The 23237-nt window shown below is 42.9% G+C and carries 22 protein-coding genes; 13 read left to right on the top strand and 9 right to left on the bottom strand.

Annotated elements, in window-relative coordinates; genetic code table 11:
* Positions 1 to 7: 7 nt before the first annotated feature.
* Positions 8 to 502 carry a GtrA family protein gene (locus JMX13_RS03945; RefSeq protein WP_201609806.1) on the top strand — a complete coding sequence of 165 codons (495 nt, stop codon included), beginning with the start codon at positions 8 to 10 and terminating at the stop codon, positions 500 to 502.
* The gene (locus JMX13_RS03940) at positions 499 to 1431 is read left to right on the top strand and encodes a ChbG/HpnK family deacetylase (RefSeq protein WP_201609804.1); all 933 of its coding nucleotides are present in this window, start codon (positions 499 to 501) and stop codon (positions 1429 to 1431) included. Before JMX13_RS03945 ends, JMX13_RS03940 begins: the two co-directional genes overlap by 4 nt.
* 116 nt (positions 1432 to 1547) lie before the next feature.
* Here JMX13_RS03940 and JMX13_RS03935 read toward each other — a convergent pair whose 3' ends face one another.
* Together JMX13_RS03935 and glnE are read right to left on the bottom strand one after the other, a co-directional pair.
* Complete coding sequence (locus JMX13_RS03935) at positions 1548 to 2477, bottom strand: branched-chain amino acid transaminase (protein ID WP_201609802.1); 930 nt, start codon at positions 2475 to 2477, stop codon at positions 1548 to 1550.
* A 282-nt stretch (positions 2478 to 2759) separates the two neighbouring features.
* Positions 2760 to 5609: a bifunctional [glutamate--ammonia ligase]-adenylyl-L-tyrosine phosphorylase/[glutamate--ammonia-ligase] adenylyltransferase gene (gene glnE / locus JMX13_RS03930; RefSeq protein ID WP_201609800.1), complete on the bottom strand. Its 2850-nt coding sequence runs from the start codon at positions 5607 to 5609 to the stop codon at positions 2760 to 2762.
* Between the two features lie 418 nt (positions 5610 to 6027).
* Here glnE and tusD point away from each other — a divergent pair, with 418 nt between their 5' ends.
* The 4 genes from tusD to JMX13_RS03910 all read left to right on the top strand — a co-directional run bounded on the left by tusD (position 6028) and on the right by JMX13_RS03910 (position 7660).
* The gene (gene tusD, locus JMX13_RS03925; RefSeq protein ID WP_201609790.1) at positions 6028 to 6471 is read left to right on the top strand and encodes a sulfurtransferase complex subunit TusD; all 444 of its coding nucleotides are present in this window, start codon (positions 6028 to 6030) and stop codon (positions 6469 to 6471) included.
* Positions 6472 to 6560: 89 nt separating this feature from the next.
* The gene (locus tag JMX13_RS03920; RefSeq protein WP_201609782.1) at positions 6561 to 6884 is read left to right on the top strand and encodes a hypothetical protein; all 324 of its coding nucleotides are present in this window, start codon (positions 6561 to 6563) and stop codon (positions 6882 to 6884) included.
* A gap of 72 nt (positions 6885 to 6956) precedes the next feature.
* Positions 6957 to 7310, top strand: a complete 354-nt coding sequence (locus JMX13_RS03915) for a hypothetical protein (RefSeq protein WP_201609780.1) — start codon at positions 6957 to 6959, stop codon at positions 7308 to 7310.
* Entirely contained in the window at positions 7307 to 7660 is a 354-nt protein-coding gene (locus JMX13_RS03910) for a TusE/DsrC/DsvC family sulfur relay protein (RefSeq protein WP_201609778.1), read from the top strand. The genes JMX13_RS03915 and JMX13_RS03910 overlap by 4 nt, the downstream gene beginning before the upstream one ends.
* A 94-nt stretch (positions 7661 to 7754) precedes the next feature.
* On the opposite strand, the gene JMX13_RS03905 is transcribed toward JMX13_RS03910, so the two are convergent.
* Positions 7755 to 8327, bottom strand: a complete 573-nt coding sequence (locus JMX13_RS03905) for a tRNA (cytidine(34)-2'-O)-methyltransferase (RefSeq protein WP_201609776.1) — start codon at positions 8325 to 8327, stop codon at positions 7755 to 7757.
* Between the two features lie 254 nt (positions 8328 to 8581).
* Here JMX13_RS03905 and JMX13_RS03900 point away from each other — a divergent pair, with 254 nt between their 5' ends.
* Entirely contained in the window at positions 8582 to 8722 is a 141-nt protein-coding gene (locus JMX13_RS03900) for an entericidin A/B family lipoprotein (protein ID WP_011280495.1), read from the top strand.
* A gap of 69 nt (positions 8723 to 8791) precedes the next feature.
* Here the strand turns inward: JMX13_RS03900 and hemW are convergent, their stop codons facing one another.
* Entirely contained in the window at positions 8792 to 10138 is a 1347-nt protein-coding gene (gene hemW, locus JMX13_RS03895) for a radical SAM family heme chaperone HemW (RefSeq protein ID WP_201609774.1), read from the bottom strand.
* A 253-nt stretch (positions 10139 to 10391) separates the two neighbouring features.
* Between hemW and JMX13_RS03890 the strand changes: the two genes are divergently transcribed.
* The 5 genes from JMX13_RS03890 to accC all read left to right on the top strand — a co-directional run bounded on the left by JMX13_RS03890 (position 10392) and on the right by accC (position 15989).
* Positions 10392 to 10883 carry an EVE domain-containing protein gene (locus tag JMX13_RS03890; protein WP_201609758.1) on the top strand — a complete coding sequence of 164 codons (492 nt, stop codon included), beginning with the start codon at positions 10392 to 10394 and terminating at the stop codon, positions 10881 to 10883.
* A gap of 144 nt (positions 10884 to 11027) precedes the next feature.
* On the top strand, positions 11028 to 12068 hold the full coding sequence (locus JMX13_RS03885; protein ID WP_201609756.1) for a hypothetical protein: 1041 nt from the start codon (positions 11028 to 11030) through the stop codon (positions 12066 to 12068).
* Between the two features lie 353 nt (positions 12069 to 12421).
* Complete coding sequence (locus JMX13_RS03880) at positions 12422 to 13789, top strand: MATE family efflux transporter (RefSeq protein WP_201609754.1); 1368 nt, start codon at positions 12422 to 12424, stop codon at positions 13787 to 13789.
* A 250-nt stretch (positions 13790 to 14039) separates the two neighbouring features.
* Positions 14040 to 14468, top strand: coding sequence for an acetyl-CoA carboxylase biotin carboxyl carrier protein (accB, locus tag JMX13_RS03875; RefSeq protein WP_201543034.1), 429 nt, complete (start codon positions 14040 to 14042; stop codon positions 14466 to 14468).
* A gap of 159 nt (positions 14469 to 14627) precedes the next feature.
* Positions 14628 to 15989, top strand: coding sequence for an acetyl-CoA carboxylase biotin carboxylase subunit (accC, locus tag JMX13_RS03870; RefSeq protein ID WP_201609752.1), 1362 nt, complete (start codon positions 14628 to 14630; stop codon positions 15987 to 15989).
* A gap of 141 nt (positions 15990 to 16130) precedes the next feature.
* Here accC and JMX13_RS03865 read toward each other — a convergent pair whose 3' ends face one another.
* Both JMX13_RS03865 and leuA read right to left on the bottom strand, forming a co-directional pair.
* Positions 16131 to 16748, bottom strand: coding sequence for a hypothetical protein (locus JMX13_RS03865; protein WP_201609750.1), 618 nt, complete (start codon positions 16746 to 16748; stop codon positions 16131 to 16133).
* A 292-nt stretch (positions 16749 to 17040) separates the two neighbouring features.
* Positions 17041 to 18825: a 2-isopropylmalate synthase gene (leuA, locus tag JMX13_RS03860; protein WP_201609748.1), complete on the bottom strand. Its 1785-nt coding sequence runs from the start codon at positions 18823 to 18825 to the stop codon at positions 17041 to 17043.
* 228 nt (positions 18826 to 19053) lie between these two features.
* Between leuA and JMX13_RS03855 the strand changes: the two genes are divergently transcribed.
* Positions 19054 to 19542, top strand: a complete 489-nt coding sequence (locus JMX13_RS03855) for an Lrp/AsnC family transcriptional regulator (protein ID WP_201609746.1) — start codon at positions 19054 to 19056, stop codon at positions 19540 to 19542.
* A 46-nt stretch (positions 19543 to 19588) separates the two neighbouring features.
* Here the strand turns inward: JMX13_RS03855 and JMX13_RS03850 are convergent, their stop codons facing one another.
* The 3 genes from JMX13_RS03850 to JMX13_RS03840 all read right to left on the bottom strand — a co-directional run bounded on the left by JMX13_RS03850 (position 19589) and on the right by JMX13_RS03840 (position 23236).
* Complete coding sequence (locus JMX13_RS03850) at positions 19589 to 20911, bottom strand: YbfB/YjiJ family MFS transporter (RefSeq protein ID WP_201609738.1); 1323 nt, start codon at positions 20909 to 20911, stop codon at positions 19589 to 19591.
* Between the two features lie 106 nt (positions 20912 to 21017).
* Entirely contained in the window at positions 21018 to 22373 is a 1356-nt protein-coding gene (locus JMX13_RS03845) for an ABC1 kinase family protein (RefSeq protein ID WP_201543040.1), read from the bottom strand.
* Between the two features lie 68 nt (positions 22374 to 22441).
* Positions 22442 to 23236: a HesA/MoeB/ThiF family protein gene (locus tag JMX13_RS03840; RefSeq protein WP_201609736.1), complete on the bottom strand. Its 795-nt coding sequence runs from the start codon at positions 23234 to 23236 to the stop codon at positions 22442 to 22444.
* Position 23237: the final 1 nt, after the last annotated feature.

Below are 23237 nucleotides of genomic sequence, written 5' to 3'. Positions count from 1 at the left end.
CAAGCTGATGAATAAAGCAGCAGAAACAAAATCAAACTCCATGCAGGCACTTTGGTTTTTAGCAGTCGGTGCCAGTGCAGCTTTGGTGCACTTTTCGGTACTGGTGAGTATTGTCAACATCACTACAATTACTCCAGCATGGGCAAACGTAGGTGCTTTTTTAATCGCTTTTGTGGTGAGTTTTCTTGGGCATTTTTATCTCACCTTTAGACAGGCAAATACCTCACATGAGACCAGTCAGAATAGCCCTACTTTCAAAAGCAATATTATTAAAAACGACAATACTAAAAGCGATAGTAAAAACTATAAAAGTAAACAACTATCTGCACTAATCAAATGGTTTAGCAGTTCCGCAGCAGGTTTTATTGCTAATCAAAGCTTATTTGTACTGGGTTTACGTTGGTTTGGCGAGCAATATTATATACTGATATGGTTGTTAGTTACTGGCGTTATTACAGTAATGACCTTTGCGCTGGGTAAGTTTTGGGCATTTAAATCATGAGCTATTCTAACTCTCAAAAACAAGTTCCATCATTAATAGATAATGCACGCCCCATTATTATTAATGTTGATGATTTAGGCCTATCTACTGCGGTTAATGATGCGGTTATCCATCTTGCCGAGCTTGGTCGTATTGGTGCCAGTAGCTATATGGTTGGCGGTACGATTACAGCTAGCGATATCAATCAACTTAAAAATTTCAATGTAGATGTCGGCTTACATTTAGATTTAACTGGGATATTCCCCTCTGCCCTACGTGGTTCATTAAAATCAATCATCGTCGCCAGTTACTTGCGTCGTTTCAATTCTATGGAGGTAACTGATATTATTAAACAACAGTTGGATGGATTTGAAGATCGCTTTAATCATGCACCCTTGTTTATTGACGGACATCAACATATCCACCAGTTCCCGATTATTCGTCACTGTTTAATTAAAGAGTTGACCAATCGTTATAGTAACGAGATATCAAAAGGTGCACTGAGCGCACGCGTTACCACGCCGCTTATTAAAGATTTAAAATCTTGGATAATCTACGCCTTGGGCGGCTATGGATGGCGTCAATCCTGTGAGCATAACCATATTAAAACCAATGATAAATTCGGTGGGGTCTATGGTTTTAATGCTGATAATCAAAAGCTAGCGCTGCTGTGGGAGCAGTGGCTGCAAAGTTCACCGCGTAATGTTGGCTTATCTACAAAGCCACTTACGTTAAATTCCACGCTATCGACAACACCTGTTCACCTATCACCTACTTTGATTATGTGTCATCCTGCTGTGCCTGAAAATGGTAGCAATAATTGGGAAGATGAAATCAAGGCGGCTCGAGAGATGGAGTATGATTGGCTAATAAGCCATGAGTTTGAAGATTTATTGCATAAGTATAATGTGAGATTACTAAGCTGGTCAGATATTGCCTCAGCTTACTAAGCTTTTGATCATTTAACTAAACCTCTAATAAGAATGGCTAAATAACAGAAATAAAAAAAGCTAAGACTCAAAACAGTCTTAGCTTTTTTATTTAATGAGATATAACCTTAAAGAGATTAATCGATAAAGCTTAACCAATCCATATACTGCTCATTGCGACCATGCACCACGTCAAAGTACAAGGTTTGCAATTTCTCAGTCAGCTCACCACGACCACCATTACCGATAGTACGATCATCATACTCACGAATAGGCGTGACTTCAGCTGCGGTACCAGTCATAAATATTTCATCTGCCAAGTAGAACTCATCACGAGTGATACGACGTTCAACGACTTTAATCCCTAAATCATCAGCGAATTGAATGATGGTACGACGGGTAATGCCGTCAAGCGCACCGCCGCCCAAATCTGGTGTATGCAGCACACCATCTTTGACTAAGAACAAGTTCTCGCCAGCACCTTGGCAGACGTAGCCTTGTGGGTCCATCAAAATTGCTTCATCATAGCCATTACGAGTCACTTCTTGGTTGGCCATGATAGAGACTGGATAATTGCTTGAGGCTTTTGCTTTACACATGGTCACATTGGTCATGTGATGGGTAAATGAAGAAGTTTTTACACGAATGCCGTTTTTGATACCGTCTTCACCCAGGTAGGCGCCCCAATGCCAAGCAGCAACCATCGCATTGATACTATTGTCACGCGATGACAGACCCAATTTTTCTGCGCCAACCCAAATAAGCGGACGAATATAGGCTTCTGCCAAGTTATTTTGTTTGACCACATCTTTTTGTGCTTGCTCAAGTGCCGCTGCATCAAAAGGCACATTCATTTGAAAGATTTTTGCAGAACCCAATAGACGATCGGTATGGTCTTTTAAGCGAAAAATCGCCGTACGGTTGTCAGCAGTCTGATAAGCACGTACACCTTCAAACACAGCCATTCCATAATGCAGGCTATGTGTAAGCACATGAACCTTGGCATCTGGCTGTTCAATCATTGTGCCATTCATCCAAAGCTTACCTTCTTGTGTTGCCATATTCATTTAATAGTCCTTATGCTAGCACTGACGTCTAACTTTTTTTGTTGAGTGTTAAGTAGATATTTTAATTAAAATAGTATGCTGAAACTGAGTGTCTATTTTCAGGTGCAATTTTTTATATACACATTTAATGTGCCAGCGATTATATCACCGGCAAGCGAAGCGAATACAATATTTTAGTTTATCACTGCATGGCTTTTATTCATACACCCTTGGGTAGAATGGCTATCGAAGCGCTGTGCTTCTTGTCGTATCATTTGGCCGTGTCATTATATGACAGCAGCGCTATTCTGCTGAGTCTACGCCCATCAGATGTTGCCACTGCGTTTGTACCAGTGCTCGTGTTTCTGTCCAAAGCGCCTCATCAACCAATAACGACTGCTCTGACAATGCCAATTGATGCGTCGCTGCGCGTATGCGTAAATAAGCATCGGTCAAATCCTGACAAACCTTCGCCTCCCAAATACCCAAAGTCGCCATCTCTTCAAAAATGCGCACATTGTCACTCCATTTGGTCAGGGTTGGATGCTCATGCGAATAAGCCAGTACCGCAAACTGCGCGAGAAACTCTATGTCTACAATGCCGCCAGCATCTTGCTTAAGATGGAACTTGCCGGCTTGCTGTTGCCATTGACTGGTACCTAGATGTTTTTGCATTTTAATACGCATACTCGTGACTTCAATGCGGACTTGCTCAATCGTACGCGGTAATGCCAAAACAGTTCGGCGAATATCACAAAAACGGGCGGTCACGCGTTTATCACCGCAGATGGCCCGCGCCCGCACCAGCGCTTGATGCTCCCAAGACCAAGCTTTCTCAAGCTGATAAGTCTCAAACGCATGACAAGAAACCACCATCATGCCGGCATTACCTGAGGGACGCAGACGCATATCGACTTCATAAGCGCGGCCATCACGGGTTTGGGTATTAAGGTACGTCATCAGCTTTTGCGCCAACCGTGCCGCAAACTTCATGCCGCTGACGGATTTTTCACCCGTGGTCATGCCTTGCTCTTTTATTTTATGCAAAAAAACCAAGTCTAAATCTGAAGAGTATGACAGCTCCAATCCGCCAAGCTTACCATAGCCGATAATAGCAAAACCGCAGTCCGCTTCAGTGACCGGATCACCATCTTGAGCAATCGGATAGCCATAGCGTTTGACGATTTCGGCAAAGGCTCGCTCAAGCGCCGCCTCGAGTACCACAGCAGCAATATAAGTCAGTGAGTCTGACACTTTCATAATTGGGCGTTCTGCCAACACATCACTGGCAGCCACTGCCAATACTTGGTTCTTTTTAAATAATCGCAGTACGCTCAGTAGCTCCTCTTCATCGTTAGGTTCAACCCGTAATAACTGTTGACGTAAAATATCACGTAGCTCCGGCTTGTCCGGTAAGTGACGATAGCGCTGCTGTAAGAAGGTATCTAAAAGTACAGGATACTGCGCCAATTCTTTTGCAATCCAAGGGCTGGCTGATAACATTGGAATCAGCTCAACGGTGGCATTGGGATTTTCTGCAATCATGACTAAGTAGATAGAACGGCGGCAAATAGCTTCTAGTAAGGTAATTAAACGGGGCAAAGCAATATTGGCCAGTTGCTGCTGTTCTTGATGAGCAAGTAACGCATGGACGATTACAGGATAAGCGGCATCCAAACGCTCACGCGCTTCATCGCTCAAGTTGGCGACCATTTTTGACTGCCAAAAGCCTTGTAAGCGCGCGCGGTTGTCTTCAGTCAACACTTCATTTAACCGTGCAATCTGCTCATTTAAACGTTCCGGTTCAAGCTCGTCATCGTCTTGATCCGGTACTTGCCGTTCGGTGACCATACGCTCAAACGGCACATTAACATGATAGCGATGATGATTGAGTGTTGCTAATAACCCTTGCCAATCATTAAAGCCAAGTGTGACCGCCAAATTATGCTGCCATTGTCTATCATGCGGCAAGCGCTGCGTTTGCTGATCATTAATTGCTTGAATACCGTGTTCAAGACGACGTAAAAAACGATAAGCAGCCTGCAATTCCTGATAAGTACTCAGCTCTAAATACTCAAACTGACAGAGCGCCTGCATCGCTGCTAAACAAGACTTAACCTGTAGCTGCGGATGCCGCCCACCATAGATCAATTGGAAGGCTTGGACGATAAACTCAATATCTCGAATACCACCCGCGCCAAGCTTTATATTGTCCAAGTCTTCACGCTGAGCGACTTGATTCTGAATCAGAGATTTCATCTCTCTAAGGGCTGAAAAGGCACTATAGTCAACATAATAACGAAACACAAAAGGCTTAATCAGCGCCTGAATATCGTCGTAAAACGGCTGTTCTATGTGCCCAACCACGCGTGCCTTGAGCCAAGCAAAACGCTCCCATGCCCGCCCATGCTGAGCAAAGTACTTCTGTAGTGCTGATAAATGAATCGCCAAATCACTGCCATCACCCCAAGGACGCAAACGCATATCGACTCGAAACACAAAACCATCAGCGGTATTGTTATCGAGCAGTCTAATCATGCCTTGTCCAAGCCGCGTCATAAAACGCTTATTATCAATGCTGCGCGTCCCTTTTGCTTTGTCACCGTCTGTCTCACCGCGCGCCTGATGGACAAAAATAAGATCGATATCACTGGATAAATTCAGCTCATGCGCGCCAAGCTTACCCATCGCCATAATCGCCATATCATCAACTTGCACATTGCCCTTTGCATTAATAAAGGTCGGTTGCCCATATTGCGCAATCAGCTGCTGGTACGTATAGTCTTTGGCAAATAAAATACAGCCATCCGCAAATTCAGACAGCTCATCGGTCAATTGCTCAAGTTCAATCATTGCCAAGGCATCTTGCCAAATCCAGCGCATCATTAACAACATACGCAAATGCCGCAAGCCGCTCATCACCTTAGCTTCATTGGCAAGTTGGTAATTCTCATCCAAGGTATAATCTTGAATCAAATCGTCAATTTGCTGGCGTGTTAAGGTGCTTTGTAACGGATAACTGCGCAAAAATGTCTGGCAAGCGCCCGTTCGACTTTGCCAAACCTGATAAGCAAACTCACTTGCAGTCTGTAGCACTTGTAGCTGCTCTGGTGCGGGCTGGAAGCCTGTACCACTAAGTACGGTAGATAGCATAACGACGACAACTCCTTGCAGCATAAAGCTATAAAAACCACATCAATCGGAAAAATTATTTTTATAATATTAAAGTGGCTATAAACAATCTTATTTTAGGGTTTTTATAGTAGCATAAATTCTCAACCATGCTATTGACAGCACTCTACTAACTAAGAACTGACGAACATAAGAAAAATTCGTGAATAATGCTACAATAGCCAATGCTTAAAAGGCTTCAAAAACCTTGATTCTTAAGCGCTTGATTCTTAAGCGCTTGATTCTTAAGCGCTTGGTTCTTAAGTGCTTGGTTCTTAAGTGCTTGGTTCTTAAGTGCTTGGTTCTTAAGTTCTTGGTTCTTAAAAACCTTGAGTCTTAAAAAAATTAAGGCGTTGCGCTTTTTTCTTCATACTCATTCATCATAAGTGACACCGCGATTATGACGACCTCAACCCCGCTATTATTGATTACTGCTGATCCCAGCCAGCCGTTGGCACATATTGCGCTACGCTATGCTCGTACTTATCTAGAAAGCACTGACACGAATAATAATGATAAGACCGATAATAGCGACCGCCCTGCAAACCCGCATGCGTCGTTAAATATTTTTTTCTATGCGGATGCTGCCAATACGGCCAATCGATTACGCTGGCAATCAGCAGACCAGATGAATATCACTCAAGAATGGCAAAAGCTTGCCAAACAATATCAGTTGGCGCTCCCAGTTTGTGTCAGTACGGCCCTCAGCCGTGGTATTTCAGATAGTGAAAATATTACCCGTCATCAATTAGATAGCGAAAATCTAGCAGCTGGTTTTAAGTTGGTTGGACTGAGTGAGCTTGCGATGATGATGCAAGGTGACTGTCGTTTGATACAGTTTTAATGAGCATTGGAATTATAGTTCGCTGTACAAATAATCAGCCCTTAAACAATCAGCTTAGCGATAGCGATACATAAGATTAGGAAGACATCATGAAATTACTCATTCGCTTGCACACACATACCGAGATGGCAAGCTATGAAGGTTGCGCGCTGGCTTTAACTTTAGCGACTTTTGGCCATGAGGTACAGCTGTATTTGGATGCGCCTGTATTTGGATTTTTGATGCAGCCTGATTCACGTCTGCACGGCATGATTCAGTCGCTTGAATTATATGATATGCCAGCCGCTTGGTTACCTGACGATGTGTTTAGCGGTTGGATTACGGGTATGCTACCGACTGATTTGGCGAAGCAACTGACTTTGATGCCAGAGGTAATAAATTCGCAATATTTTGATCAGATTTTGGTTTTTTAGTACTAGTGACAATCTTCATTTTAATATTTACTTTAACATGACAAAAAATACAGTAAGCAAGCGGATACAATTATGGCAACTTTATACCAATTACATTGCACTATGGATACGCTCAGACGCAGCACAGAACAAATGGTATCGACGTGGCGAGCGGGTGATAGCATTATATTATTAGGTTCAACTGTGGCTTTTATTGACTGGTTTAATGCCTATTTGGGTGACCTTGAGAACATTGAGATAGAAGATATCGCTGCTATTTACGCCCTGACTGAGGATATAGCGCAGCTGAGCGACAATACAAGCGCTAAGCTTAATCTCGCTGCCAAATTAACCGCTATTTTAAGCGATAGTGAATGGGTTGCCATGACTCAAAATACTCATGCTAATGGTGCTAAGTTTGATAAAGTGGTGACGATTGCTCTATGAATAATGACAATACAATCACTCCTATCACAGCAGCGCTCAACGTTGAATTAGACCAAGACGGACATTTATGCGACCATACGATTTGGACGCCTACTATAGCGCAGCAGTTAGCGAACACTATTGATGTGACTATTAATGCTGAACATTTAGCAGTCTTACAGCAGGTACGCGCATTTTTTGTCAAATTTAACCACGCGCCTGCTACCCGTCCGCTGATTAAATGGCTACAGCAAACCTTACCCGAGCATGACATCAGTAATCAAAAGCTACAGCAGCTATTTAATACTGGCTTGGTCGCCCGTCATGTCAATCGTCTTGCTGGCTTACCAAAACCGCCTAATTGTTTATAAAAAACGTGGTTTATAAAAAAAAGCAGTAAAAAAGAGGTTAAAGAAAATCATTGGTTTAATTTTCTTTAACCTCTTTTTTACTTAACTACCTTCTCTATTTAGGTTCATAAACCGTCAAAGTCTCATAGCCAATACTGCGACCTTCATCGCCGTCAAACCCTTGCTGTCGCCATACTTCATACAAGCATATTGCCACGCTATTAGACAAATTTAAACTGCGCGAATCTGCCAACATCGGCAGTCGCAGCCAGTTATCAGCACCAATATCGGCACGGATATCATCTGGCAGCCCTGCCGTTTCAGAACCGAAAACTAAAGCAACATGATTTGATGATGGGCTAGTAGTCGACTGATTATCTGTATGGTCAGTCTTCTGCACGCTAAAATCATACTCATAAAATGGCTTGCTGAGCTTGGTCGTAAGCGCGGTAATAATATCGCAACTAGCAGCTTGCAGCGCCTGTTTGGTCATTGCCCAGTCGTCATGTACTTTCAGGTGGGCATATTCATGATAATCTAAACCAGCGCGGCGTAGCTTCTTATCGTCGAGCTCAAACCCTAACGGCCTGACCAAATGTAGCTGCGCCCCACTATTGGCACACAGACGAATGATATTACCCGTATTACTAGGCATTTTTGGCGCTACCAACACGATATGAATGGTCATACGAACTCCGTCAATGGTTTGGACTTTATATTGGGCGTATATAGCAGGCGTAATCAAAAGTTACAGTTTACTGCCAATAATTACATTTTGATACTGTGCTCTGATTTTAACTTTGATTATGATGGCTGTAACGGATAACGAGATGATGCAAAAACATTATCATCGTATCCTGCAACCCCTCGGTAAAACTTAAGCAAAATGCTAGGTTTTACTGTTATTACTTATAACACCCTGTCTTTTTTGAGGAAAAAATTATGAAAAAATTAGTTATCGCATCTTTGGCTGCTATGTTTGTATTAACTGGTTGTAATACTTTTAAAGGTCTAGGTCAAGACGTATCAAGCGCTGGTAGCGCTGTAAGTGGTACTGCACAAGAAGTACAAAACAAAATCTAAGCTCTGATCTTGTTAGACTTATTTTAAAGAGGCTTATCATTTGGTAAGCCTCTTTTTTGTTTCCTGCCTTTATAAAAAGACTCTTAGTATTTGATTAAGGTACTTTCTACCCAATGCAGTCGGCTGTAAATGTTCATTGTCATCTATCAAAAGACCTTGTTTAATGAGTTTATTCACCTCTACAGCAATACTGTCATAGCTAAGCCCCGTACGAGCTTTAAACAATGACCACGCCACACCATCATGTAAGCGTAAAGCATTAAGCATAAACTCACTGACCAGCTCATCACTCGCAATTGCCTGCCAGCCTACCATTTTTGGCGGCATTGGCGTTTTTAGCATCATAGTTATTATTTGATTTTGCTCACTTGTTTCATTCTGCTGAGCCTTGTCTTGGTATTCCATATAGTCTTTGGGCATACGTGATTTGCTAAAGCGATAAATACCTGACTCGTTTTTTAATATCTCACAAGAATCTTTTTCAGCCGCCAATTCTTGATTGGCATCTTTAGTAATGGTGACTTTACCGTGAGCACCTGCACCAATCGCCAAATAGTCACCAAACTGCCAATAATTGACGTTGTGACGACAAGGTTTATCGGACGCGCCTGCCCATGCCGACACTTCGTAATTGTTATAGCCTAAACGCTCAAGCAGTGCCTGACCGGCCTGCTCGATATCTGCCAAGTTATCCTCATCGGGTAGAATCGGCTGACTGCGATAAAACACAGTATTTGGCTCAATGGTTAGTTGATACCATGAGATATGAGTGGCACCTGCGTCATGCGCGATTTGGATATCTTCCAACGCTTCACTCATCATTTGCTGCGGCAGTCCATGCATCAAATCTACATTGACGCGCTCAAATCCAGCGCTACGAGCCGATTTAATGGCAGATAGCGCTTGGGCTGGATTATGAATACGCCCCAGCGTGGTGAGCTGCTCAGCAGAAAAGCTTTGTACCCCAATAGACAAACGATTGATGCCTACCTTTAAATATTCAGCAAATGGTGCATGCTCAAGGGTGCCTGGGTTGGCCTCCATCGTGACTTCAATGTCATCTGAGAACCTAAAAACCTTACGCAAGCCGTTAAATAAGCGCTGATACTGGGCAATGGGCAGCAGCGAAGGTGTGCCGCCACCAATAAATATTGAGCTGATTTCTCGCCCTTGGGTTAACTGCTGCTGCGCTGCTGCATCGAGTAATAGCGCATCGACATACTCATCATACATAGATAGCTGACTGTCAACCGGCAGTTCATGCGAATTAAAATCACAATAAGGGCATTTTTTGACGCACCATGGGATATGGATATAAAGCGCTAGCGGAATCTCTCTTGCATTGAGCATATTTATATTGTCACGATTAACAGATCCAATATCGCTGGAAGAATGAAAAGGTTTGATATTTGACATAAGCGGACTTATCTATAAAGGGTGATCTGCAGTGAAGAACAGAAAGTAACGCTAGGATAACGGCTGTAAGAGCTAAAGAAAAGCCCAGTCGCCATAAATTAGCTATAAAATCATTAAAAAAATGGGTGTCTAAGTGAATATCTGATAGATAAAACAGTAAGCAAACGCAATGACCACCTAAAATGACAATACGTTATTAGTAGCTTTTCAAATCATTTCTACTAGAATAACAACTCTTAAAAGGATAAAAATAATGGCCTATTGGCTTATCAAATCCAATCCACGCTGTTTTAATATAGAAGACTTACAACGTTCAGGTACCGAGATGTGGGATGGCGTCCGTAATTACCGTGCCCGCAACTTTATGCGTGACGATATGAAGGTCGGCGATCAAGCGTTTTTCTACCATTCAAGCGCCAAGCCTTCTGGTGTCGCTGGCGTTGTCACTATCAGTAAAGCCGGCTACCCTGACAGCACCCAATTTCATCCCGAACATCGCCATTATGACCCCAAAGCAACTGAAGATGAGCCGCGCTGGTATATGGTCGATGTGACTTTCGAGCAGGCTTTTACTGATATATTGCCGTTAGCGCAACTTAAGTTTTTGCCGGCGCTTGAGGATTCCTTATTGCTGAGAAAAGGCTGTGAGCAGCTGACTATTCTTCCGCTTGAAGCCAAACATTGGAGCACGATTATGGATATGGCAGAAGATCTAAATCTGTTGCCAGAGGATGATAGTATCTGACGGTAACGATGGCGTAAGAATTTTTATGTTATGAGTGCACATTTATCCACGTACATGCCTAATGGAGTTTGCTATATTTATGCACAGAAATTAATTTTTCATTTACCCTTCTCTATCATAGCAATTAATCATCAGGACTCATTCATGAGCGCACCCAAGCTACTATTATCTGTATTAACGGCCAGCATACTAAGTCTTACCCTAAGCGCCTGTGGCAGTGATGGCGATAAAGTTAAGAAAGAATATGATCGCGTAGAAGATCAAGTAAAAGACGAATACGACCGTTTGGAAGATAAAATCAAAGAGAAATATAAAGAAGTCGAAGATAAATTGAGCGATGATGAAAAATCCATGGCTGAGATTTTGGAGTCGGTCTTTTTACCAGAGGAATCACTTGATAAGTTCTTGGATAAACTAACGCCAGAAGGCGGTCGCGGTGGTCTTTATGTTGGGCACTTTGTCGAGATTGATGATGGTGACAACAGCGATACTGATATCGGTGCGGTATACTTTGATATCAGTAAAGATGGCGCAGGTAGTGTTGATGGTAGCTTTAGTTATCAGCAGCAAGCTTGCCAAGAAAACAATGCATTAGGTATCAATTCAGCAATCAAAGTAGACAACTATATCGCTGGTAAAGTAACGGGCAGCCTTGATACATTAGAATTTTTAGACATTAAATATGTCAGTGACTTAGGGATAGAGACACCCAACTTATTAACGACCTTTGCTGGTAACTTTGCAAAAAATGAAGTAGGTGCGCCTTGGAAAGGCAGCTTTGAATACCAAGATGGTCTGGGCGGCAAGAATCTATCAAGTGGTCAAGATAATTGTAATGTCAGCTATACCATCAGTGACCGTTCTAACTTTAAAACTTACCCACTCGATTATAAACTTGGCAACCTAAATCTTGATATTATCGGTAATGGTAGTCAAAAAACCATAACATGGCAAAACCCTAGCAATACTAAGCATGTCTTAGTGAGTCAAATTGATGTTAATAAGGCAGAATCGGGTGCTAACGGTTATGTCCAGAATCTGGTATTAAACAATCTTGAAACCCAGTTTGCGCCCGTTATTCCCGATCGTTCAACCAATTATGCGATTGTCGTACAGGCATTCGATGCAAATAACACCTTGATTGGCTATCAAGCACTGGTGCAAGACTTACCTGAATCATTGTAGATAATTAATTTTATCTGTATTGCTACACGAGCAAATCTTAGAAGACTAGACGAGTATAAGTATTAACAATACATATCTAAATCAATGACCTCAGGCTTTAGCTTATTTACTATTTTTTCTTATGATGACCTGTCAATTCTGCTCACGAATTGACGGGTCATTTTTTATTTTAGGGCTAACAATTTTATTTTTATACCAAGTCTGGCTATTGTTACTCAGAATGGACTTGCTCATATTATTTATCGGAGTATTATCGTCGCACCAATTCTATTTTACTGTATCGCTATTAACTTGTTGATGGCAGCATTTGCTCATCTACAATAATTACTGCCAAGAATAAAAAGTTGCTCATTATGGTTTTCCCATTATCCTTTAGAGATTTTAAAAGTTATAGCTTACGCTTAGGCGTACTTGCACTCCCTATTTTGATTACCCAGTTTTGCCAAGCCGCGCTTGGGGTTGTCGATGCCATTATGGCAGGCCAAGTCTCTGCGCTTGATTTGGCAGCAGTGGCCGTCGGTTCTGGTATTTGGCTGCCGCTGTTTTTATTGGCGACAGGTATTTTGATTGCCACGACGCCGCTCATTGGCGAAGCAATCGGGCAAAACAAACACAACCAAGTGCCACACATCACCCAGCAGTCTTTATGGGCGGCTGGTGTCATTGGTATCATTGGCTTTATTGTTGTCAATATAGCGCCCAATATACTGGGGGTAATGGGCGTACCTGAAAACATTCAACCCATCGCTTCGCAATACCTACGTGGGGTATCGTTCGGTTTCCCTGCGATTGCGGTCTATGCGGTACTACGCAGTTATTGTGAGGCGCTTGGTCGACCAGAGCCTGTCACGGTTATCAGCATCATCGGGCTGCTTGCCGATATCCCGCTTAACTATATTTTTATCCATGGTCTATTTGGCATGCCTGAGATGGGCGGCGCTGGTTGCGGGGTTGCGACCGCAATAGTCCTTTGGATTAATGTCTTGCTATTAGCGACATATACCAGTTTTACTAAGCGTCAGCAGTTTGCCAGTACGCGCTTCTTTTATGCTTTTGCTAGTCCCAATCGCGCGCAGATAAAAAAGCTGTTAAAACTTGGCATTCCGATTGGTATTTCTATCTTTTTTGAAGCCAGTTTATTTAGCTTGGGAGCGTTGGTAATCAGCCCTTTAGGCGAGCTTGCAACCGCTTCACATCAGGTGGCGCTATCGGTGACCTCGCAACTGTTTATGATTCCCATCTCAGTCGCGATGGCTCTGACTATTATGGTGTCTAACCGCTTTGGTGAAAAAAACCTCATGGCATTACGTCAGGTACAAGCCACAGGGTTGATATGGACGGTAATGATTGCCCTCACCTGTATGCTTGGCATTTGGTTATTTAGACCACAATTGGCGGCGGCATTTACCGATAACCCCGACGTCACAGCACAAGCCATGCATTTACTTATCTTTGCGCTGGCTTATCAGTTATTTGATGGTTGGCAGGTCAATGTCGCTGGCATATTGCGCGGTATGCAAGATACTACTGTGCCGATGTGGGTAACGCTATTTTGCTATTGGATCGTGGCATTACCACTTGGTGTTTATCTGGTGCGCTTTACCGACGTTGGCGCGCAAGGTTTTTGGATGGCACTCATTACCGGATTATTCTTATCCTCTATCTTACTGACTTTGCGTTTGCGCTATCAGCAAAAACGCTTAACGATGCTGTGGGCTTAATACCGTCATTACCTTTATCCAATCGTAGCGTCTAGTAACCATTACTAGCGCTACCTTGTCACATAGACTATGATTAATCATTGAGCGTTTCTTACGCTTAAGATAGCTTACGTCATAATATGTAAAAAAACTCAGTTAACAACTGTACATCGATTGCTCATTGGCGTGAATATAGGTATCATTAGCAACTACCAACACATTATTTAGTTACATTATTTTCTCGAATTTAGTACAAGGCAAAATTAAAATTATGGATATTGAAAAAATACGCACCCTGATCGCACTCATGGAAGAAAGTGAACTGGTTAATTTAGAAATCAGCTCAGACGACGAACATATTAGTTTAACTCGTCATTATGATGCGCCAGCACCGACAATGATGGCCGCTCCTGCTGTTGGTGCTGCACCAATCGCTGCTGAAGCCAAAGCTGCTGTTAAAGCTGGTAGCGTTGAGACATCGCCGATGGTTGGTGTTTTTTATTCCGCACCAAGTCCTAACGATCCACCATTTGTAAAAGTCGGACAAAAAGTACAGGCAGGTGACACGCTTGGTATTATTGAAGCCATGAAAATTATGAACCCTCTTGAAGCCACTCAAAGTGGTATCGTGGATGAAATCTTGGTAGACAACTCTGACGTTGTGCAGTTTGGCCAACCAATCGTACGCTACAAAGCGTAACGATATTCGCCAACCTTTACTTTGTAATGATTGAAACCTCGTTATTATTGATACGGCATCAGCGCTCAATTTACCTAAATGAGTTGTATCGTCATTTATTTTTGTGATGTCTAAAATAGCGACTTTATCAATGACTGCCGCTTCAACAAGGATGAACCCATGATAAAAAAACTGCTCATCGCCAATAGAGGTGAGATTGCCCTACGCATCGTTCGAGCTTGTAAGGCGCTTGGCATAGAGACCGTCGGCGTCTATTCTACCGCTGATGCAAACTTGATGCACTTACGCTTTGTTGATGAAGCAATCTGTATTGGCAAACCCAATGCCAACCAAAGCTATCTTGATATCAATACTATTTTGACCGCCGCTGAAATTACTGGCGCTGACGCCATTCACCCCGGTTATGGTTTTTTGGCTGAAAATGCTGAGTTTGCTGAGCGTATCGAAGAAGCCGGATTGACCTTCGTTGGTCCTAGTGCTGACCATATCCGCTTAATGGGCAATAAAGTCTCTGCTATTAATGCTATGAAAAAAGCAGGTGTACCAACGGTACCCGGTTCAGTGGGTGCGGTGACCATGCACAATGCGGAAGAGCAAGCACGGAATATTGGCTTTCCGCTCATTATTAAAGCAGCGGCAGGCGGTGGTGGTCGTGGTATGCGCGTCGTTGAACGCTTTGAGGAAATTATTGGTCAAGTGCAAGCGGCAAAGCAAGAAGCTGAATTGTGGTTTGGTGACGATACGGTTTATATGGAGCGCTATCTACAAAATCCGCGCCACGTAGAAGTACAGGTACTTGGTGACGGCAATGGTAATGCGATTCATCTGTATGACCGTGATTGCTCTTTACAGCGTCGCCATCAAAAAGTATTAGAAGAGGCTCCTGCCCCTGATATCCCTGATGATGTACGTCAGCCTATCCTCGATGCTTGTGTCAAAGCTTGTAAACTGGTCAAGTATCGCGGTGCTGGGACATTTGAGTTTTTATTTGAAAACAATGAATTCTTTTTTATCGAAATGAATACCCGTGTACAGGTTGAGCATACCATCACTGAGATGATTACAGGGATTGATATAGTAGTTGAGCAGCTTAAAATCGCGGCGGGCTACGGTCTATCTTATCGTCAAAGTGAGATTGAAGTTCAAGGTCATGCGATTGAATGTCGTATCAATGCTGAAGATCCAGTGACTTTTATGCCATCACCCGGTACTGTCACTCAGCTGTACTCACCTAGTGGCGCTGGCGTTCGCTTTGATTCACATCTCTATCCAGGCTATGAGATTCCAAGCTACTATGATTCATTGATTGGCAAGCTTATCTGCCACGGTCAAACGCGTCAGCAAGCAATCTCTAAAACCTTACATGCACTTGATGAATTGGTGATTGAAGGTATTAAAACCAATATACCGATGCATCGTGATGTGATTTTAGCTGATGATAAATTTGTCCATGAAGCGCAAAACATTCATTATCTTGAAAGAGAATTATTAACGGCCAATAAAGACAAGGCTGATTCATAATCTTTCTAAACTCTGTTGTTTTACAAGAAAGTTAATAAAAAAACCGCTATCCAAATGGATAGCGGTTTTTTTATTGCGTCTGGATTTTATAAATGAGGATTCTCAATTTACAGATGACAATTTATAGATGATAATAAAATGCTATGGCAACACTCTAGTGAAATTCATAAAGCATTCTTTACCATCAGGGTCGGCACACCATTGCATTTGATTACCGTCATGGTTTAAAAACGCTATTAAAGCCTCATCCGTCTGATCTATCTGATTGCCTGAACAATCTACCTCATTATTGTCATAAACTGTCTTGATGGCGATAATCGGTAATCCTTCTTCGCGATGCGTAACTAGGTAGCGACCATAGGTCCATTCTTTACCACTGACCGCCCACATCTCATTATCGGCAGCAAAGTTATATAACTCACGGCATTGATTGGACTTTGCCGCTGAAGCCATTAATTTTTTACTACTGCTTGGTTGAATATTAACGATACGTTTTTCATTTTGAGTCAACACGCCACCCTCTGTATCAGCGCTTACTTTTGGCTCATTACTTTTTCCTTTTTGCTGCTCTGATGCCGCTTGTCTGGCTTTCGCTTCTTTGGTCATGGTGATACTGCTATCTAAATCTATCTCCCACTGTCCGGCAATGGCGGGACTGATATGCGTGGTAATCGTGGGCTTACTGACGGCTTCACCATTCGCTGGCAGTGACGCTAAAATAGATGCCAATGTAAATGAAGCAAATGATATAGGTTCCATAATTAACCTTATTTTTCTACTATTATAATAATGAATGATGTATACATTAGCGTAAGTCTTAGACACCAAAAACACAAGTAACATTATGCTATTAGTCGGTAAAGACGTAGCTAAGCACTCACTCAGTTATAATTATTTCAATATAAAAAGAGTACCTTTAAAACAGCATGCTGCTAGGATAGTTTCTTCCATAAAAAAATAACGTCATGACTGATTTGCGAATTGCAAAAGCCATGACGTTATAGATTATCGTATTAAATGAACTGTCTTAATACTAATACTAAGAATCTTATCAAGCAGCGACAGTATTTACTGCCTGAGCAAAGGCAGATAACGCGCCTTTAAGCATGGCCGATACGGTACTGCTACAAGTACCAATCCCTGAATAAACGTCGCCGTCGACATTTAGTTGAATGTAAGCAGCAGCATTAGCATTGGTTTTGTTGTCATTATTGGTATCATCATCGATGCCATTACCGCTATTATGCTGCGGATTAATCGCATGCTCAGCGTAATTAATGACATGAATAGATTTACCCGTGTGCTGTGCAAGTCCGTCAATAAATGAAGACAAAGGACCGTTACCCGTACCATCAATAGTAATGGTATCGCCATTCATCTGTACTTGACCGTTAAAGTACGCCTCGCCGCCTTTGTTATTGACACTATAATCTAGAAGCTCAAAGCTGCCTTGTTGCAAATAAGTGTCTTCAAAGGTCTGTAAGATTTCATCATTCTGCAGTTCACGAGCAGCGCTTTCCGCTTGTTTTTGTACTACGCCACTAAAGTCAATCTGCATCCAGCGCGGTAAATTAAAGCCATAGTTGCGTTGCAAGATATAAGCAACGCCGCCTTTACCAGATTGGCTATTGATACGAACCACGTCTTGATAGCTGCGACCGATATGCGCCGGATCAATCGGCAAATATGCGACATCCCAAACATTTTCCGTCTGTTCGGCATGCTGTTCATTATAATCGAGGCATTTTTTGATAGCATCTTGATGCGAGCCACTAAAGGCGGTAAACACTAGCTCCCCAACGTACGGATGACGTGGATGAAGTGGCAAATTATTACATTCGCTCACGACTTGTACAATCTCACTCATATTACTAAAATCAAGCTCTGGATCGACGCCTTGACTAAACAAGTTCATCGCCATGACCATAATATCCATATTGCCGGTACGCTCACCATTACCAAGCAAGGTACCCTCGATACGATCTGCGCCAGCAAGCACGCCAAGTTCAGCAGCAGCTACGGCACAGCCACGGTCATTGTGGGTATGCAAACTGATGGTGACAAGCTCACGTTTGGCAAGATGACGGCAGAAATACTCAACTTGGTCGGCAAATACATTGGGCGTTGATGCTTCAACGGTCGCTGGCAAGTTTAATATCACTTCTTGACCATTTTCAGGCTGCCAAACATCACAAACCGCGTCGCAAACTTCGACCGCATATTCGGTTTCGGTTTGGCTAAAGCTCTCTGGTGAATACTGGAATACCCATTCTGTTTCTGGATATTTGGCCGCGTATTCGACCAATAAATTAGCACCAGCAATAGCAATTTCTTTAATTTCTGCTTTATTTTTACCGTATACTTTTTCGCGTTGGATACGGCACGTTGAGTTATAAACGTGGACGATGGCACGCTTCGCCCCTATCAATGACTCAAAGGTACGGGCAATCAAATGCTCGCGAGCCTGCACCAATACTTGCAAGGTGACATCAGCAGGGACATGGTTTTCTTCAATGAGTTTACGCGCAAAATCAAACTCAACTTGTGCCGCTGAGGGGAAACCAATTTCAATCTCTTTAAAACCAACGTCCACTAAGGTTTTAAAGAAGCGCATTTTTTGTTCAATCGTCATTGGATCAATCAGCGCCTGATTACCATCACGCAGGTCCACACTTGCCCAAACTGGTGATTTCTCAATCGTTTTGCTCGGCCAAGTGCGATCTGACAGCACAGGTGCAAACGCAAAAGGGCGATATTTACGGAAATCAAAAGCGGCATTTTTTGGGGTGACTTTTGCAGAGGTATTGTCTGCATGGCGTGTTGCTTGATTAGGCATAATCAATCCTTAGATAACATAAAGAGCTGAGTTGAAGTAGAGGTTTTAACTGGGCAACTAATGACCAAGCACTCTTTATCATATGAGATAATAAAAGTTTATGCCATTATAATAACAAATTCTATGCGTTAGAAATCAGCTTTATTTTACTTGAATACATACTAATTTAGTGATAAAAATCATTATTGAAGCTATAATTAGGTTATTTCACTAAATAGATGATATTCGATGTTAAATAATCATACGGATAATTCTTTATCTATAGATATTGATGATACCGACAAACAGTTATTACGCTTATTACAAACCCAAGCGCGTATGAGTATTACCGAGCTTGCCGAGCGGGTCAACTTATCGGCGACCCCTTGCGCGCGCCGTATCAAACGCTTAGAAGAGGCAGGTATTATCACTGGCTACTACACCCAAACCGATGCACAAAAACTTGGCTATCCTTTAGCCGTATTTATTGCGATTAGTATGGATCGCCATACTGCAGACCGCTTCGAGCATTTTGAAGAGAAAATTCAAAGTTTTGATGAGGTGGTTAGCTGTAGTATTGTCACCGGTCGCACCGAAGACTACTTAATCAAAGTGCGCGTACGCGATATGGCGCATTATGAGGAGTTTTTATTGCATAGGCTCAACCGCATCAAAGGTGTTGCCCAAGTGCATACCAGCTTTGAGCTACGGGAAGTGTTTAGCCGTAGCGTGGTTTAGTTTGAAGTTAATAAGGCTGTGACTTTTATCTTTGTTTTAATTGTAGTTATTGATTAAACAAGAATCGGCGCTGGGTTTGACGCCGGAAAAAGAAGACTAAAGTCAATCCTAATAATAAGCCGATAGCAGCGACCAGTAAACCGGCATTAAAATTATCAGTTTTACCCGCCAGCGCCACCGTGACGAGCGGTCCCATGAACTGCCCTATGGCATAGGCCAAAGTCGCTAGACCAATCAATAAGTTAGAGTAAGCAGGATTAATGTTTTTAATCAAATTTAGCGTCATTGAAACCATGCCAACAAAGGTTAAGCCTAAAATCACCGCATTACCGTACAAGCCAATAGCGCCATCGAACCATATCGGTAAGCCCATACCAAACGCTTGCAATAACGTTAACCCCATTAAGGTTTTAGTCTCGCCGATACGCTTGGCAAGCGCGCCCCATATAGGGTTTGATAGCATGGCAAAAATCCCGACCACAAGCCAAATCAGTAATCCTGCATAGCTTTGTGTCGTGAGCCGCTGTGCCGCCATCACTGGCAAAAAAGTCGCCGAAGTAATATACCCAAACCCCGCCAACACATAACTTGCCGACAGTAATACAATCGCCTTAGTATGACCAGCCACTGCTTCATATAAAGAATGTTTAAAATTGAGATAAGTTTGCTGTACGGACAGCCGCTGACTACCGTATTTTAATTCAGCGGCTTGTTGCTTAGAGGTTTGTAATTGGGATGTCTGCGAGTTATTTGCTTTTGATTTAAATGGAGTTGAGTTTTCTGGTCTGATGGCATAAAGCAGCCATAATAACGGTAGACTGATAATCCCTGCTACCAGCCAAATGATATCGAAATGATAGCCGAGCGTTAACAACCACCACGTCAGTACGGCGGAAGCGCTGATACCGACGCCAATACCCGCATAATGCAGTGCTGAGAGTACCGAGCGGCGCTCATGACTAAAGCTTTGAATCACCAGTGATGAGCTCAAAATCATCGCCACGCCGCTTGCGATACCTGAGAATAGCCGAATGACATACCAGAGATTCAATGACAGATTTGGCACCACTAATAACATGGTGGTGACGACACTGACTGCTGTCCATACTATGAGCATTTGCCATGTCAAACGATGGGGCACAAACATCGCAATGAGCGCCCCAATGAAATAGCCACTGTAATTAACCGAGGCCAGCCAGCCTGCAATGACCGTCGATAACGATAATTGCGTCATGATATCAGGCAAGGTTGCGGTAAATAAAAACCGCCCAAATCCCATGACCACCGCCAAACAATACAACCCTATACAAGCAACCGCTGTTTCATTGGTAATGATAGTAGTAGCACGGCTTTTAAGTACAGTCATCATGACAGAGCCATTTTGTGGCAAAAAGCACACAATCCTTTGTGTTAAAAGCAGTGATATATAACCAAGCAAAGATAAAATAAAAGAGTTCTAATTATAACGATTACTGCTAAGAAATATTTTGGATTGGACGACTGGCTTGCTCGGCGGTTTCTGATTGCCCAAGCATCTGTACCCGTTGATCACTAAACATATCCATATCAGGGGCAAGCGTACGCATAAAACGATCAAAATAGAGCATCTGCTTGGTCAATAAGGCAAAGTCACGTGGGAAATGAATACCATGACGCTTGCCGACCTCAACAATCTCCAACATCATTGTATTTAACTCATCAGCTTGCTCTTTACTATTAAAAGGCACACCACTGGTAAAAGCCTTGTCCTCAGCCATAATGGTTTTCATCATGCGCTGCAAATCATTGCCCAATGCCACCACATCTACCTGATTGTCGCCATGGGTCATCTCCATATCAATCATATGGCGTGCCATTGCGTGATAATCACTGTCTTGCATCGCTTGCATCATACCCATACATGCGCGCCAACTCTCAGCTTTCAATTTACCAACGATACCGAAGTCTAAGAATCCAATACGCCCATCGGTTAATAGCATCAAATTGCCCGCATGCAAATCAGCATGGAAACTATTGCATAGCATAAGACTGGCAAACCACGTATTAAGCGTATCTGCCATTACTTGTGCAGGGTCATTACAATACTGACGCATGACAGATTCATCTACCATAGAGACGCCATATAAGCGGCTCATGGTCAGTACACGCTTGGTGGTCAGCTCTTCATAGACGGTTGGCGCAACGACGCGTGTATTTCCTGATATCGCTAAAAATTGCTGAAAATCACGGATATTTTGCGCCTCAGCGATAAAATCGGTTTCGGCAAGCATCCGCAGACGAATCTCATCGATAATTGGCGCAATACTGGCAAAGCGCATCGAAGGCATTAGTAGCTCAACCAATTTGGTCACGCCGTGCAACACGCCCAAGTCCGTTTGCATAATGGTTTCAACACCCGGCTTTTGTACCTTTAGCACCACCTCATCGCCATTATGCAAACGCGCCGCATGAACTTGGGCAATAGAGGCTGATGCTAACGGCTTTGCATCGATGTGAGCAAACATCTCCTCAAGCGTTAGCCCATCAACGGCTAGTTCCTCTTTTAATACCTGTTCAATATAAGTGTAGGATAAGGGAGTCGTTTGATCCAGACAGCTTTGGAATGCTTGCACATATTCGCGCGGGAATAGTGACGGCGTACTGGCAATAAACTGCCCGATTTTGATATAGGTCGTGCCTAATTGTTCAAAGGTTTCTTTTAGCAGCATGGCATCAGGTTTTTCACCTTTTGCCACTCTTAGTGCAGACAAACCAGCCACACTCGCGGTTTGGCGAATGCGATTAACAACATTAAAGGTGTGCTTTAATAAATGCGGACGATGGATTTTCATAAAAAACAACTATGGCAATAAAAAGGAGGTTATGAGGATGTGGAGACTTAAAAAGGTTGAGCAATTTGCTAATGCTTGGCACAAATCGGACAATGTGCATCTCTTCGATAGCCCATTAGCCGTTGCTGCATCTGGCTACCATCCCATATTAATAGCTTATTTGTCAGTGGATTTTTGGTTAATCCTAGATACTGTAAGGCGGCATTTGCTTGTAAGTTACCCATGATGGCTGTGGTACTGGCAAGTACCCCTGAATTGGCACAGGTCCGCTCGTCTGCGGCGGCATCTAGCACCACTGAGCCAAACACACAATGATAGCAGCCGGTATTTAATTGCGGCTCATATAATGCCAACTGTCCTTGCATGGCTATCGCTGAAGCAGATAACAACGGAATCTGATAACGGACACTAATACGATTAATAATATCACGGGTGGCGAAGTTATCAGTACAGTCTAGGAGTAAATCAGGTTTGCTAGATGCCATATCAAGTAGCTCATAAGCATTATCTTCGCTCAACCTTGCCACTGTACCATGAGCACTGATAAGAGGATTAATTTTGCTGAGCATCTGCGCCGCTGTAAGCGCTTTAGGTTTACCGATATCCTCAGGTAAAAATAGCGTTTGGCGCTGTAAATTACTGGCTTCAATTATATCATCATCTATTAGGTGCACTTGTCCCAAGCCTGCCCGCACGAGTGTCTCAGAAGCGGGGCAACCTAAACCACCTGCGCCTACCATAACCACTCGCGATGCTTTTAAGCGTAATTGAGCATCAATATCCCAACCATCAAGCAATATCTGGCGCGCATAACGCAGCAGCTCCGCATCTCCTAACATTTCCGTCTCTCTAATATCACTCATA

This window comes from Psychrobacter immobilis (assembly GCF_904846285.1).
Classification (GTDB): domain Bacteria; phylum Pseudomonadota; class Gammaproteobacteria; order Pseudomonadales; family Moraxellaceae; genus Psychrobacter; species Psychrobacter immobilis_D.
Note: the sequence above shows the minus strand (reverse complement) of the source record. Positions and strands in the feature narration are given on the sequence as shown.

Excerpts from the sequence above, each read along its gene's own strand:
- JMX13_RS03945 (WP_201609806.1), top strand. The coding sequence starts at position 8 with ATGAATAAAGCAGCAGAAACAAAATCAAACTCCATGCAGGCACTTTGG.
- JMX13_RS03940 (WP_201609804.1), top strand. The coding sequence starts at position 499 with ATGAGCTATTCTAACTCTCAAAAACAAGTTCCATCATTAATAGATAAT.
- JMX13_RS03935 (WP_201609802.1), bottom strand. The coding sequence starts at position 2,477 with ATGAATATGGCAACACAAGAAGGTAAGCTTTGGATGAATGGCACAATG.
- glnE (WP_201609800.1), bottom strand. The coding sequence starts at position 5,609 with ATGCTATCTACCGTACTTAGTGGTACAGGCTTCCAGCCCGCACCAGAG.
- tusD (WP_201609790.1), top strand. The coding sequence starts at position 6,028 with ATGACGACCTCAACCCCGCTATTATTGATTACTGCTGATCCCAGCCAG.
- JMX13_RS03920 (WP_201609782.1), top strand. The coding sequence starts at position 6,561 with ATGAAATTACTCATTCGCTTGCACACACATACCGAGATGGCAAGCTAT.
- JMX13_RS03915 (WP_201609780.1), top strand. The coding sequence starts at position 6,957 with ATGGCAACTTTATACCAATTACATTGCACTATGGATACGCTCAGACGC.
- JMX13_RS03910 (WP_201609778.1), top strand. The coding sequence starts at position 7,307 with ATGAATAATGACAATACAATCACTCCTATCACAGCAGCGCTCAACGTT.
- JMX13_RS03905 (WP_201609776.1), bottom strand. The coding sequence starts at position 8,327 with ATGACCATTCATATCGTGTTGGTAGCGCCAAAAATGCCTAGTAATACG.
- JMX13_RS03900 (WP_011280495.1), top strand. The coding sequence starts at position 8,582 with ATGAAAAAATTAGTTATCGCATCTTTGGCTGCTATGTTTGTATTAACT.
- hemW (WP_201609774.1), bottom strand. The coding sequence starts at position 10,138 with ATGTCAAATATCAAACCTTTTCATTCTTCCAGCGATATTGGATCTGTT.
- JMX13_RS03890 (WP_201609758.1), top strand. The coding sequence starts at position 10,392 with ATGGCCTATTGGCTTATCAAATCCAATCCACGCTGTTTTAATATAGAA.
- JMX13_RS03885 (WP_201609756.1), top strand. The coding sequence starts at position 11,028 with ATGAGCGCACCCAAGCTACTATTATCTGTATTAACGGCCAGCATACTA.
- JMX13_RS03880 (WP_201609754.1), top strand. The coding sequence starts at position 12,422 with ATGGTTTTCCCATTATCCTTTAGAGATTTTAAAAGTTATAGCTTACGC.
- accB (WP_201543034.1), top strand. The coding sequence starts at position 14,040 with ATGGATATTGAAAAAATACGCACCCTGATCGCACTCATGGAAGAAAGT.
- accC (WP_201609752.1), top strand. The coding sequence starts at position 14,628 with ATGATAAAAAAACTGCTCATCGCCAATAGAGGTGAGATTGCCCTACGC.
- JMX13_RS03865 (WP_201609750.1), bottom strand. The coding sequence starts at position 16,748 with ATGGAACCTATATCATTTGCTTCATTTACATTGGCATCTATTTTAGCG.
- leuA (WP_201609748.1), bottom strand. The coding sequence starts at position 18,825 with ATGCCTAATCAAGCAACACGCCATGCAGACAATACCTCTGCAAAAGTC.
- JMX13_RS03855 (WP_201609746.1), top strand. The coding sequence starts at position 19,054 with ATGTTAAATAATCATACGGATAATTCTTTATCTATAGATATTGATGAT.
- JMX13_RS03850 (WP_201609738.1), bottom strand. The coding sequence starts at position 20,911 with ATGATGACTGTACTTAAAAGCCGTGCTACTACTATCATTACCAATGAA.
- JMX13_RS03845 (WP_201543040.1), bottom strand. The coding sequence starts at position 22,373 with ATGAAAATCCATCGTCCGCATTTATTAAAGCACACCTTTAATGTTGTT.
- JMX13_RS03840 (WP_201609736.1), bottom strand. The coding sequence starts at position 23,236 with ATGAGTGATATTAGAGAGACGGAAATGTTAGGAGATGCGGAGCTGCTG.